Source organism: Pseudomonas sp. GW822-FHT05A08, assembly GCF_058800485.1.
This window is the reverse complement of the sequence record NZ_CM179511.1, coordinates 4932882-4945290: the sequence shown is the minus strand read 5'-3', so window position 1 is coordinate 4945290 and position 12409 is coordinate 4932882. Positions and strand designations below refer to the sequence as shown.

12 protein-coding genes and 2 pseudogenes are annotated in these 12409 nt (G+C 63.0%); 8 read left to right on the top strand and 6 right to left on the bottom strand.

What is annotated here, in order from left to right:
- Window positions 1-43 precede the first annotated feature (43 nt).
- The 4 genes and pseudogenes from AC3RCP_RS22045 to AC3RCP_RS22030 form a co-directional block, all read right to left on the bottom strand.
- A pseudogene (locus AC3RCP_RS22045) lies at window positions 44-988 on the bottom strand (methyl-accepting chemotaxis protein); the annotation flags it as partial.
- A gap of 354 nt (window positions 989-1342) precedes the next feature.
- Window positions 1343-1609, bottom strand: a pseudogene (locus tag AC3RCP_RS22040) (PAS domain-containing protein); the annotation flags it as partial.
- A 235-nt stretch (window positions 1610-1844) separates the two neighbouring features.
- Complete coding sequence (locus tag AC3RCP_RS22035; RefSeq protein WP_101338624.1) at window positions 1845-2249, bottom strand: DUF1090 family protein; 405 nt, start codon at window positions 2247-2249, stop codon at window positions 1845-1847.
- Window positions 2250-2379: 130 nt separating this feature from the next.
- Entirely contained in the window at window positions 2380-3045 is a 666-nt protein-coding gene (locus AC3RCP_RS22030) for an HAD family hydrolase (RefSeq protein WP_492571939.1), read from the bottom strand.
- A gap of 450 nt (window positions 3046-3495) precedes the next feature.
- On the opposite strand from AC3RCP_RS22030, the gene peaA reads away from it, so the two are divergent.
- The 4 genes from peaA (at window position 3496) to peaD (ending at window position 8063) form a co-directional block, all read left to right on the top strand.
- A complete protein-coding gene (gene peaA, locus AC3RCP_RS22025) occupies window positions 3496-5076 on the top strand; it encodes a quinohemoprotein amine dehydrogenase subunit alpha (RefSeq protein WP_492571951.1) in 1581 nt (526 codons plus the stop codon).
- Window positions 5077-5156: 80 nt separating this feature from the next.
- The gene (gene peaB, locus AC3RCP_RS22020; RefSeq protein ID WP_274329582.1) at window positions 5157-6590 is read left to right on the top strand and encodes a quinohemoprotein amine dehydrogenase maturation protein; all 1434 of its coding nucleotides are present in this window, start codon (window positions 5157-5159) and stop codon (window positions 6588-6590) included.
- 1 nt (window position 6591) lies between these two features.
- Window positions 6592-6915, top strand: coding sequence for a quinohemoprotein amine dehydrogenase subunit gamma (gene qhpC / locus AC3RCP_RS22015; protein ID WP_007921889.1), 324 nt, complete (start codon window positions 6592-6594; stop codon window positions 6913-6915).
- Between the two features lie 23 nt (window positions 6916-6938).
- A complete protein-coding gene (gene peaD / locus AC3RCP_RS22010) occupies window positions 6939-8063 on the top strand; it encodes a quinohemoprotein amine dehydrogenase subunit beta (protein WP_492571940.1) in 1125 nt (374 codons plus the stop codon).
- A 44-nt stretch (window positions 8064-8107) separates the two neighbouring features.
- Here the strand turns inward: peaD and AC3RCP_RS22005 are convergent, their stop codons facing one another.
- Window positions 8108-8509, bottom strand: coding sequence for a lysozyme inhibitor LprI family protein (locus AC3RCP_RS22005; protein WP_274334863.1), 402 nt, complete (start codon window positions 8507-8509; stop codon window positions 8108-8110).
- A gap of 192 nt (window positions 8510-8701) precedes the next feature.
- On the opposite strand from AC3RCP_RS22005, the gene AC3RCP_RS22000 reads away from it, so the two are divergent.
- Genes AC3RCP_RS22000 through AC3RCP_RS21990 form a run of 3 tightly spaced genes read left to right on the top strand, consistent with a single transcriptional unit; the run spans window position 8702 to window position 10328 of the window.
- Window positions 8702-9157 (top strand): SRPBCC family protein, encoded by a 456-nt coding sequence (locus AC3RCP_RS22000; protein ID WP_101338619.1) that lies wholly within the window; start codon window positions 8702-8704, stop codon window positions 9155-9157.
- Complete coding sequence (locus tag AC3RCP_RS21995) at window positions 9147-9506, top strand: ArsR/SmtB family transcription factor (RefSeq protein ID WP_009044833.1); 360 nt, start codon at window positions 9147-9149, stop codon at window positions 9504-9506. The genes AC3RCP_RS22000 and AC3RCP_RS21995 overlap by 11 nt, the downstream gene beginning before the upstream one ends.
- Before the next feature lie 15 nt (window positions 9507-9521).
- Window positions 9522-10328 (top strand): aminoglycoside phosphotransferase family protein, encoded by an 807-nt coding sequence (locus tag AC3RCP_RS21990; protein WP_492571941.1) that lies wholly within the window; start codon window positions 9522-9524, stop codon window positions 10326-10328.
- A gap of 222 nt (window positions 10329-10550) precedes the next feature.
- Here the strand turns inward: AC3RCP_RS21990 and AC3RCP_RS21985 are convergent, their stop codons facing one another.
- On the bottom strand, window positions 10551-10955 hold the full coding sequence (locus tag AC3RCP_RS21985) for a GFA family protein (RefSeq protein WP_007921926.1): 405 nt from the start codon (window positions 10953-10955) through the stop codon (window positions 10551-10553).
- 508 nt (window positions 10956-11463) lie between these two features.
- Here AC3RCP_RS21985 and darA point away from each other — a divergent pair.
- On the top strand, window positions 11464-12405 hold the full coding sequence (darA, locus tag AC3RCP_RS21980; RefSeq protein WP_492571942.1) for a 2-hexyl, 5-propylresorcinol biosynthesis aromatase DarA: 942 nt from the start codon (window positions 11464-11466) through the stop codon (window positions 12403-12405).
- Window positions 12406-12409: the final 4 nt, after the last annotated feature.

Sequence of the window (12409 nt, the reverse complement as noted above, 5' to 3'; positions counted from 1 at the left end):
ATTGCAGGAACGCTTGCTCGCGATAAACCCGTACACCCCGAACCTAGCGGTTGAAACGTTCCACCAGCGAGTACTGGGTGGTGGCGGTCCGGGTCAGTTCCTTGCTCAGTTCGGCCGAGTGATGGGCCTGCTCCGAGGTCTGGTCGGCCAATTGCGCGATGGTGCTGATATTGCGGCTGATTTCCTCGGCGACCGCGCTCTGCTCCTCGGTGGCCGCGGCGATCTGGGTGGTCATCTCGGTGATGTTGGCCACCGCCTCGCTGATGCCCAGCAGCGCCTGGTCCGCCTCCAGTACCCGGGCCACGCCTTCCTCGGCCTGGCGCTGGCCGCTTTCCATGCTCTGCACGGCGTTTTGCGAGGAACTCTGCAACTGGGTGATCAGTTCATGGATCTGCTGGGTGGATTGCGCGGTGCGCTGGGCCAGCTGGCGCACCTCGTCGGCCACCACCGCGAAACCGCGGCCCATGTCGCCGGCGCGGGCTGCTTCGATGGCGGCGTTGAGCGCCAGCAGGTTGGTCTGGTCGGCGATGCTTTTGATCACATCGACCACGGTGCCGATCTCGTCGCTGTCCCTGGCCAGTTGCGCCACGTTCTGCCCGGTTTCGCCGACCACCTGGGACAGGCGCTCGATGGCTTCGCGGGTATCGCGGGCCACTTCGCGCCCACGGTCGGTCAACTGGTTGGCGGCCTGGGTGGCGTCGGCGGTGCGCTGCACATGGCTGGCCACTTCCTGGGTGGTGGCGGCCATCTGGTTGACCGCGGCGGACACCTGCTCGGTTTCCACCCGCTGGCGGTCCAGGCCACGGGAGCTGTCGCTGGCCAGGGTATCGGAGCGGCTGGCCAGGGCATTGAGCTGTTCGGCGCTGTCCTGCAGGCGGGTAAGGCAGGTTTGCAGCCGCGCGTCCTGGCTGACGAAGGCGGTTTCCAGGCATGCCTGGGGGCCGTGGGCGTCGCTGTACATCTGCGCGATCAACGGGTCGCAGGTGGACGAGTCGGCCAGTTGCAGCAGGCGCCGGGCGGCATGGTTCTGGCGCTGCATCGCCAGCAGCGCCAGGGGCACGGAGAGCCCGGCGGCCACCGCCAGCGCCAAAGGCTGCGCCAGCCAGATACCGCTCAGGCTACCGGCCAGGCCCGTGGCCAGGAACGGCGCCCAGCCCAGCAGGGCCGGTTGCCAGCGATGCCGACGGGGGATGGCCGGCTGCTTGCGGTTGAGACGCTGGTAGAGGCCTTGCGCGCGGCGGATCTGTTCGGCGCTGGGTTTGACCCGGACCGATTCGTAGCCGACGATCCGGCTGCCCTCGAAAATCGGCGTGACGTAGGCGTTGACCCAGTAATGGTCGCCATTTCTCGAGCGGTTCTTGACGATGCCCATCCACGGCTGGCCCTGTTTCAGCGCCGCCCACATATGGGCAAATACCGCGGGGGGGACATCGGGGTGACGGACAATGTTCTGTGGAGCGCCGATCAGGTCGTCGCGGTCGAAACCGCTGATGTCGACGAAGGCATCGTTGCAGTAGCTGATGACGCCATGGGCATCGGTGGTGGAGATGAGTTTCTGGTTTGACCCTAAAGCCACTTCACGTTGTGTAACGGGCTGATTGTTTCTCATTTCCAGATTGCTCCCTGTGTCCTACAAAATCCATCGGCACGAGTCAGAACAATCTTAGCTAAATATTAGAAAATTCCTTGCATAACAATTGGTTGCATTCCCATTCACGAGGAATTCTGAATACTCCCGAACGGATTTCGCAGGTTGTTGAATCTGTTGGGAAAGTCTGGCGCTGAAGGAGGCCCGGGCTCGCTGAAGCGAGCCGGTGATGAAGCTTATCGGGCAAGAAACCGCTTCAGTTGCCGTGGGCGCCAAGGGCGTATTGCAGGACTTGCAGGGCGTGGGTCAGCCGGGCCTTGCGTTTGTCGATGATGCTTGGGTCGCCATAACGCTGCGCGGCGTCGAGTTCCATCTGGCGCAATATCACTTGGTATTCGGCCTGGCGCAGGGGCGGGTTGTGCTCGAAGTGCAGGCCGTCGCAATAGTCGCTGAGCGGTTCCAGCGCCCGTTGCAGGCCGGCCAGTTGGCGCTGCTCAGGGTCGGGCAGGAGTTTTTCCAGGCTGCTCTTGATGGCTTCGCCCCGGGTCAGGCAGCTGCTGGTGGCTTCCGGCGGGGCCGGTTCGAGGTCTTCCTGGGCATGGCCCGTGCTGGCTGCAAGGCCCAGCAGGGCCAGCAGGGAAAGGGAGGTGAGGGCGTTCATGAAGGTCCTTGATACGACAGGCGTGCGGGGCGCTATCTTCAAGAGCCAACGCGCGCCGGACCATCAGACACAACTGAAAAAGCCTAGGGATATTTCTGGGTTTGCCGATCGGACCGGGCAGTGCCCGGTCTCAGCGTGGGCTGAGCATCCGCTCGATCACCGCCCACAATCGCGGGTCGTTGAAATCCTCGACCACCAGATGCGCGCCAGCGGCCAGCAACGCCTCGGGGCTCTGGCTGGTGGCCAGGCCGACGGTGAAGACCCCGGCCCCGACCGCGGCGGTCAGGCCGGGGATCGAGTCCTCGAAGGCTATCCCGGCCTCGGCGCTGGCGCCCAGGCATTCCAGGCCGGTGAGATAGGGCAGCGGGTCGGGCTTGGCCCGCGGCAATTCCTCGGCCACCAGCACGCTGTCGAAGCGATCGCCCAGCCCCAGCACGTCGAGCATGTGCTCGGCATTGGCCCGTGGCGCATTGGTCACCACGCAGACGCCGATGCCGCGTTCCCGGGCGAAATCCAACAGGCGCAGCAGGCCCGGCATCGGCGTCAGTCGTGGCGACAGCTGGCGAAAGCGCACTTCCTTGCGGTCGGCAAAAGCCTCGTGCTCGGCCACCGAGCGCTGCGCAAACAGGTAGCGGCACATATTGGCATTGGCCTGGCCGCTGACATGGGCCGCGAACTCTTCCTGGGTGAACACCCGGCCCTCTTCCTCCAGCAACAACTGCTGCAACGCCAGCAGGTGCAGTTGGTCGGTGTCGGTCAGGGTGCCGTCGAGATCGAAAAGCAGGGCATTGAGCATGGCGCGATTCCTGTCAGGGCCGGTGGCTGAAGCGGTTAAGCCAGGCATCGTAGCAGCTGCCGAGGGGGGCGCCACAGCCATTTCTCGGGGTGATTCAGAATGCTGCCCCCGCCGCCAGCCACCTCTCCCTTCCTGTGCTTAGCTCTCAAGACTCCTCTGCTTTTGCGGGCGTAGGCGGGTCTCGTCTCAGAGTGGAACAGTTGTCGCGAAATTAAACGCGGTCGGCCGGCGGTTGCCTGGGAGATGTGTCCTGTAACTTCAGCAACTCATTGATAAAACACATCATTTGTAAGATGGCACGCTCCGTGTATTGCTCAACCCAGCCGTTTCTCTTGCCTCCGTGCCCGGCGCCACCGGGCATGGCAGAAACCATAAAAACGACGCACAACAATAATAAAGCTCGCTAATAAAAAGCTCCCTGATAAAGAGCTCCGTGGAGGTCCGACCTTGATCAAGAGAACACTCCGAGCAGGCACGTCCAGCGGCCTGCTGGCGCTGGCGGTCTGCGCCGCCTTGCATGCCCCTCCCAGCCTTGCGGCGCGCGAGGCCCAGGCCATCCTCAAGGAAACCTGTCAGGGCTGCCATACCCCGGAAACGGGAGGCGGCCTGAGCCGCATCAGCCACCAGCGCAAGACCCCGGAAGGCTGGTTGATGAGCATCGCCCGCATGCAGGTTATGCATGGCTTGCAGATCAGCGACGATGACCGCCGCACCCTGGTCAAATACCTGGCCGACACCCAGGGCCTGGCGCCGAGCGAAACCGACGGCGTGCGTTACGCCCTGGAGCGGCGCTTGAACACGGTGGAGAAGTTCGACGAACAAACCAGCCAGATGTGCGGCCGCTGCCACTCCGGCGCGCGGGTCGCCTTGCAACGGCGTCCGGCCCAGGAGTGGGAACGCCTGGTGAACTTCCACCTCGGCCAATGGCCGTCGCTGGAATACCAGGCGCTGTCCCGCGACCGCGACTGGTTCGACCTGGCGCGCAAGGAGATGGTGCCGCTGCTGGCCAAGCGTTATCCGCTGGACAACCCGGCCTGGACAAAATGGCTGGGCAGCGCACCCAAGGCCGAGACCCTGGCGGGCGACTGGAGCTTCAGCGGCCATCTGCCGGGCAAGGGCGAACTGGCCGGGGTGATGAGCGTCGCTGCCGATGGCAACGACACCTTCAAGGTCGGCATCAAGGGCCAGTACGCCGACGGCAGTCCGTTCAACGGCGAGGGCAGCGCGATTCTCTACAGCGGCTACGAATGGCGCGGCAATGTCAGCATCGACGGCGTGAGCATGCGCCAGGTGTTCGCCGCTCAAGGCAATGCATTGCAGGGCCGGATGTTCGAGGCCGAGCACGACGAACGCGGCCTGGACTTTATCGCCGCCAAGCAGGGCAGCAGTCGTTTGCTGGCGGTGCAACCGGGTTACCTGAAGGCTGGCGGTGAAACCGAAGTCACCCTGATCGGCAGCGGCCTCAGCGGCAAGCCGAGTTTTGGCAAGGGCGTGGAAGTGGTCGACGTCATCGAGCAGGGCCCGCAGCGGATCAAGGTCAGGCTCAAGGCGGCCGCCGATGCCCAACCGGGCCTGCGCAACGTCACCGTCGGCAGCCTGAACGGCGCGACGCTGGCGGTGTACAGCCAGATCGCCGAGGTCAAGGTGGTGCCCGAGTTCTCGGTGGCGCGGGTTGGCGACGGCGGTGGCTCGACGCCCAAGGTCCAGGGCCGCTTCGATGCCGAAGCCTGGGGCAAGGGCGCCGATGGCAAGCCGTACCGCATCGGCGTGTTCCCGGCGCAGTGGAAGGTCGAAGCCTTCGACGAGCGCGCCAAGGAAGACGAGGACGTCAAGTTCGCAGGCCAGATGCAGGCCGACAGCGGCGTGTTCATTCCGGGCGATGCCGGGCCGAACCCGCAGCGCAAGATGTCCACCAACAACGCCGGCAACCTCAAGGTGATCGCCGCCGTCGACGACGCTGGGAAATCCCTGACCGGCGAAGGCCACCTGATCGTCACCGTGCAACGCTGGAACAATCCACCCATCCCCTAAGGCGCGGTCCGTGATTGACGACACCCTTTCGGAATGACCGCGGGCCCCCGCCAAAAGGGGGCCGGCACAGGAGGTTTGCAATGGGCGCTATCTTGAATCTGGTCGAACGCAACCTGCACGAAGTGCAGGTCGATGCCGACCGCATGCTGTTCCATATCCCCAGCAGTTCGCTGTTCGCCAGCGATGCCTTGACCGGCAGCATCATCGATGCCCTGCGCGGGCCGGGCTGCTCTTCCACTGAGCTGATCCAGCGACTGGCCAGCCAGTACGACGGCGAGGAAATCAACGAGACCCTGCGCGAGCTGATCGCCCTGGAACTGGTCAGCGACGGCTCGCCGCTGACTGAGGAATGGACCGTCAAGCGGGTCGAGCGCACGGCAATCAACACCGTGGTGCTCAACGTCAACACCGGCTGCAACCTGAGTTGCACCTACTGCTACAAGGAGGACCTGGACAAGCCCTCGGCGGGCAAGAAGATGGACGTCGAGACGGCCATCGCCTCGGTGGAAATGCTGCTCAGGGAATCCCCCGACGAGGAACGTTTCACCGTGGTGTTCTTTGGTGGCGAGCCGCTGAGCAACCGCAAGCTGATCGAGTACATGGTCGACTACTGCGAGAAGCGTTTTCGCGAGGCGGGCAAGTTCGTCGAGTTCGTCATGACCACCAATGCCACGCTGCTCACCGAGGAAACGGTGGACTACCTGAATGCCCACCGCTTTGGCTTGTCGGTGAGCATCGACGGGCCGAAGACCGTGCACGACCGCAACCGCATCACCGTGGGCGGGCAGGGCACCTATGACGTGGTGCGGCGCAAGGCGCAGATGCTGCTGGCGCGCTACGACAGCCGCCCGGTCGGCGCACGGGTGACCCTGACCACCGGGGTCACCGATGTGGAAACCATCTGGGATCACCTGTTCAACGAACTGGGTTTCGCCGAAGTCGGGTTTGCCCCGGTGACCTCGGGCGACATCAGCAGCTTCAACCTCACAGGCGAAGAACTGATCGAAGTCTTCGCCAGCATGAAGCGCCTGGGCCGGCGCTACCTGGAGGCGGCCCTGGAGCATCGCAATATCGGTTTCTCCAACCTGCACCAGCTGATCACCGATATCCACGAAGGCCACAAGAAGGCGCTGCCCTGTGGCGCCGGGCTGAAGATGCTGGCGGTGGACCACAAGGGCGAGCTGAACCTGTGCCACCGCTTTACCGGCTCATCGCTGCCGACCTTCGGCAACGTGCGCGAGGGCGGGGTGAAGCAGATGGAGCTCAACGACTTCCTGTCCCAGCGCCTGGACCGCAGCAACACCGGCTGCGACAGCTGCCGCATCCGCAACCTGTGCTCCGGCGGCTGCTACCACGAGAGCTACGCCCGCTACGGCGACCCGGCGCACCCGACCTATCACTATTGCGAACTGATGCGTGACTGGGTGGATTTCGGCATCGAGGTCTACAGCCGGATCATGGCCCGCAACCCTGCGTTCATCAGCAGTTACATCACTCCGCGCAAGGCCCACTGACATGAAACATCTCAAGCCGATCAATAACAAAGCCCAGAAACTGGAACAGGCCGCCGACGAGAACCGTATCGAAGAGGTGGTCGCCATGAGTTCGGTGGCCGGTTGTGCCTCGACCACCGACCCGGGCTGGGAAATCGATGCCTTCGGTGGCGTGTCGTCCTTGTGCCAGCCGATGGAGGCCGACCTCTACGGTTGCTCCGACCCTTGCTGGTGGCCGGCCCAGGTGCCGGACATGATGAGCACCTACCCCGACTGGAACAAGGATGCCCAGGCCTCCAACGAGAACTGGCGCAACCTCGGCACCGTGTTCCCTAAAGACAAGTAATCGGTCAGTAGAAGGATTCCAGCATGCGCTTGATCAATGCCTGCGGCCTGGCCGCTTCCGCCGTCCTGGGGGCCTGTTCCCTCAGCGTCCTGGCCGATGACAACAGTGACAAGGCCCTCAACGCCGGCCATGAATACATGGTCACCACCAACTATCCGAATAACCTGCACGTGATCGACCTGGCCAGCGACACGCTGTACAAGACCTGCAAGATGCCCGACGCCTTCGGCCCCGGCACCGTGCAGCTGGCGCCGGACCGCAAGGTCGCCTACGTGCTGAACAACCACTACGCCGATGTCTACGGGGTCGAGCTGGACAGCTGCAAGCAGGTGTTCCACGCCAGCATCACCCAGCAGCCGGGGGAGAAGGCGCGCTCGATGTTCGCCTTCACCGTCAGCCACGATGGCAAGGAGCTGTACACCGTGGCCAACCCGACCCAGATGCTCAACGACCGCTATGAGGTCAAGCAGCCGCGGCTGGACGTCTACGCCACCGACGCCGGGCTCAAGGCCAAGCCGGTGCGCAGCTTCCCGGCGCCACGGCAGCTGACCATCATGCAGAGCGGCGACGACGGCTCGCTCTATGTGGCCGGGGCGGATGTGTACAAGGTCGACGTCAAGACCGGCAAGTTCGATGTACTGATCCCCAGCCGCCACTGGAAACGCCCGAACTACAGCGCGCCGGATGTGCTCTACGTGTGGAACCAGCAGACCTGGCGCCATGATTTCTCGCTGCTCTACACCGCCGCCAAGTTCAAGGACCAGAAACAGGACCCGGCCAGCGCCGAGTACCTGTACGGCCTGTTCAGCATCGACTTGAAAACCGGCAAGAGCGAAACCACCGACTTCGGCCCGCTGACGGAAATCTATTTCAGTGGGATGCGCTCGCCGAAGGACCCGAACCTGATGTTCGGCGTGCTCAACCGCCTGGCCAAGTACGACATCCGGCAGAAAAAACTGCTCCAGGCAGCCACCCTGGACCATTCCTACTACTGTATTTCGTTCAACAAGGCGGGCAGCAAGATCTACCTGGCCGGGACCTTCAACGACGTGGCGATCTTCGATGCCGACAGCCTGAAGCAGATCGGCAGCATCAAGCTGCCGGGCGGGGACATGGCGATCACCACGGCCCAGGTGTTCGAGCGCTAGTCGCGGATACCGCCATCGCGAAAAAGCTCAAGATCACCGCGGTTTCAATTCCCCGGCACCGGACAGCCGAGGTCGCCTTCCTGGCACTTGAGGTAAGTCTTGAACGCCTCGACCCGGGCCTTGGTCAGGTCGGTGGTGCAGTTGCTGTAGATCAACGGGTAGACGCTGCCACCGGCCACCCCGGAGGCGGCGAACCCGCATTCCGCATCCCGAAAAGCCACCCAGGCGCGCTGGGCGCCGACCAGCAGCTTCTTGCCGTCCGGGTTGTCCTTCAGGCGCTGGGTGATGCGCTGGTAGAGCGTATTCAGTTCCTTGTCCGCCGCCTGGTGCTGCTCGGCGGCGCACTGGTTCATGGCGGCCTGGGTGCTGGCGTTGGCACAATCGGCGGCCTGGGCCAGCGGGGTGAGCAGCAGCGGCGCCAGGGCCAGGAAAATACGTGGGTTCATGCTGATTCTCGCGATGGACGATCAAGGGGGCATCAAGGACGTTTTGCCGGCCGCCCGGTTCTGGTTGGCGACAGCTCTTTGGCCTGCATCCTAGCCCTGACGACGACCGCGTGTCCGTCTTTGCGAAAAAATGCAACTTAAAGGTTGCTCTTCTGCCAGGGCGAGCTAGGGTGTGATCACTGGAGGTGACCCATGAACTCATCAGATCGCATCGAAAGAAAGATCCTGCTCAAGGCGCCGCGTGCCCGTGTCTGGGCCGCGCTGGCGAATGCCGAGGCGTTCGGCAGCTGGTTCGGCGTGGCGCTCGAAGGCCAGCGTTTTGTCGTTGGGCAACGGACCCGGGGGCAGATTACCTATCCCGGGTATGAACACCTGGTCTGGGATGTGCTGGTGGAGCGGCTGGAGCCCGAACATCTGTTCGCCTTCAGCTGGCACCCTTATGCGGTGGAGCCGGGCGTGGATTATTCCGCCGAGCCCAGCACCCTGGTGCAATTCGAACTCGAAGACCTGGACGGCGGCACCTTGCTGCGGGTGGTCGAGTCGGGGTTCGATGGCATTCCACCCGAGCGGCGGCTCAAGGCGTTTCGCATGAACAGCCGCGGCTGGGACGAGCAGATGAACAATATCGAGACCTACCTTGGCCCCTGATACTTCTTCCCCATCCCTGTTGCCGGTGGCGGCATCCCTGGACGGCTCGGCCATGATCTTCGCGGCACTGGGCGACGAGACCCGCCTGCGGCTCGTCGCCATCCTGTGTGGCGGTGGCGCGATGTCTATCACTCAACTGACCCTTGGCACCGACATCAGCCGCCAGGCGGTGACCAAGCATTTGCAGGTGCTGGCGCAGGCCGGGCTGGTGCGCGACGCCAAGCTGGGGCGCGAGCGCCTGTGGGCCTTCGAACCGGGCCGGCTGGCCGAGGCCCGGCGCTCGCTGGAGGTGATCAGCCAGCAATGGGATCATGCCCTGGGTCAATTGCAGGCCTTTGTCGAGTCATAACGGAAAGAGTCACGGATGTTCGAGTTTTACCTGAAACGCTGGAACCTGCAGGTCGATGGCGCGCCCATCGTCACCCCTGGCAGCCACTTGTTGCCGGTGCGCCTGGACGATGCGCCGGCGATGCTGAAGATCGCCCTCGACGACGAGGAAAAATACGGCAACCGCCTGATGGTCTGGTGGGCCGGGGAGGGCGCCGCCCGGGTCTACGCGCACCATGGCGATGGTTTGTTGATGGAGCGGGCCATGGGTCGGCGCTCGCTGATGCAGATGGCCCTGGCCGGCGAAGACGACGAGGTCAGCCGGATCGTCTGCGCCAGCCTGGCACGCCTGCATGCGCCACGCGCGACGCCCTTGCCGCCGCTGTTGAGCCTGCAGGAATGGTTCAAGGCCCTGCGCCCGGCCGCCCGGCGCGAGGGTGGGGTTTTCCTGCGCTGCCTGGCCACGGCCGATGAACTGCTGGCTACCCCTCGGGAGCAGGTGGTGCTGCACGGCGATATCCATCACGACAATGTGCTGGATTTCGAGGAACGCGGCTGGCTGGTGATCGATCCCAAGCGGGTCATGGGCGAGCGCGGTTTCGATTTCGCCAACCTGATCTGTAACCCGGACCTGGCGACCAGCAGCGATCCGCGGCGCTTCACCCGCCAGGTCGAGGTCATCGCCCAGGCCGCCGGGCTGGAGCGCAAGCGCCTGCTGCAATGGGTGCTGGCCTATACCGGGCTGTCCGCCGCCTGGTTCCTGGAGGACGGCGACGTACCCAGCGCGGAACACCAACTGCAAGTGGCGGAATTGGCCACCCACGCTCTGGAAGGCGCGGCCTAGGGGTTTTGGCAGGTCGATCTATGGCGAAAGGCTTACATGCGCTGGCTGCTATCTCGCCTGTTGCCGATTGGGCGACAGGCTTAATCTTCACCCACCAACTGCAGCGCAGGACGCGCTCAGGGTCATGGATGACCGACCATGTGCAAGGATGCAGCGACAGGATGTCGTAATGGTCTTGAAAAAACCCCGCTTCGGCGGGGTTTTTTTTCGCCTGTGGAAAAGCTAGAGATGGCGGGTTTCCTCCGGCACGTTGCCCCAGTTGTCATGGCGCCCATCGGCGTAATGCACCGGGGCCGCAAGCAGCTCCTGCAGGTCGATGTCATCCAGGGTCATCACTTGCACCGCGACATAGTCGCCGCCGATCTCCTGCACATGACCGCGCCCGAAGGGGCGTACGCCGCAATGCTTGCAGAACAGATGATGGGTATTGCCGGTGTTGAACCGATAGTCGCTCAGCGCCTGTTCGCCACTGAGCAGGCGAAAGGCCTTGGGGGCGATGATCGCGTTCCAGTTGCGGGTCTTGCTGCAGATCGAGCAATTGCACTTGTGGGTGCCCTGGCTCAAGTCGATCTCGGCTTCATAGCGCACTGCACCGCAATGACAACTGCCGGTGTAAGTCTTGTGCATGGCAAGGCTCCTGAGGGAAGGCTGGGCCAGAGTGTAGAAGCTGCCCGGACATTAGCGGGAAAACTTTTTGATTAAGGCCAGTAGCCAGTATTGAATGTGCCCTGCTTAGATTAAAAAGGTTCCGATAAGAGCATGTAAGTTCGTCCGTTGGGTAGCGCGAAGGGCCTACCAGAGTTGGTAGGTTTACAAGCGTCCGATTGCAGATAGAGTTTCAACCAGAAGACGGGTTCTGTCCCACTACAGGTTCTTTCTGTCAAAAGCAGGCAGAAAGTATTTGTCATGCGGGGTGGGCGATTTCCGGGTTCAGTTCGTCACCAGGCCGCTGCTCCGGGTGCTGCTGTTTTTGTCGTGCAGCATGTTTTGTTTTTCAAGTTCGACCAGCCACGAATACAGTGCGCGTCTTTCTCGTCGTGCCCAACTTATAAAAACTGCCTTTTATGCTGAAGTTCACATTCAAGTGAATCTCTGGCGTGTTTGTGTGGTTGAAAAGCCAAAGGTCCCCGCACTTATGAAGCATGTTCTTGTGGTTCGTTATTCGCAAAGCGGTCAGTTGAACGACGTAGTCGAAAGCCTGATCTCGCCCCTGCGTTCGACGCGGGAGGTCAAGGTGCATGAGATGGTGCTCAAGCCCCGGGTCGCCTATCCGTTTCCCTGGCCGGTGGGCCGGTTTTTCGACGTGTTTCCCGAGACCGTGCAGCTCAGCCCGCCGGCCATCGAACCGCTGCATACCGATCATCGCGGGCCCTTCGACCTGGTGATCCTGGCGTATCAGGTCTGGTACCTGTCGCCGTCGCCGCTGATCACCGCGTTTCTCCAGAGCGCGGAAGGCAAGCGCCTGCTGGCCGGGCGCCCGGTGGTCACGGTGATCGCCTGCCGCAACATGTGGCTGATGGCCCAGGAGGCGGTCAAGCACCTGCTGCACGAGGCCGGCGCGCGGTTGCTCGACAACGTGGTGCTGACCGACCGGGCCAACACCTTCGCCACCCTGATTACCACGCCGCGCTGGATGTTCACCGGCAGCCGCGAGTCCTTCCTCGGCCTGCCCAAGGCCGGGATCAGCGCCGAGGATGTCCAGGGCGCCGCACGTTTCGGGCGGGCATTGAAGGCCGCCCTGCAGGCCAATAAAGAGCAAGCCGACGGGCCGATGCTGGCAGGGCTGGGGGCGGCGACCGTCAACCCCGGGCTGATACTCAGCGAGCGGGCGGCCTATAGAGGCTTCAAGTTCTGGTCGGGAATAATTTGCCGTTTCGGCAAGTATGGGCAATGGCTACGGCGACTCTTGCTGTGCCTGTTCATCGTTTATCTATTACTGGTCATCTTGACTGTCCTGCCTGTTTCACTGGTGTTACGCCGTTTGCTTCATCCCTTTATCCGGACGCGGCTCGATCAGTTACAGCGTTATTACGAACAGCCGTCCGGTTCGCAACTAAATCTTGAATCCGAAGGGTGAAATC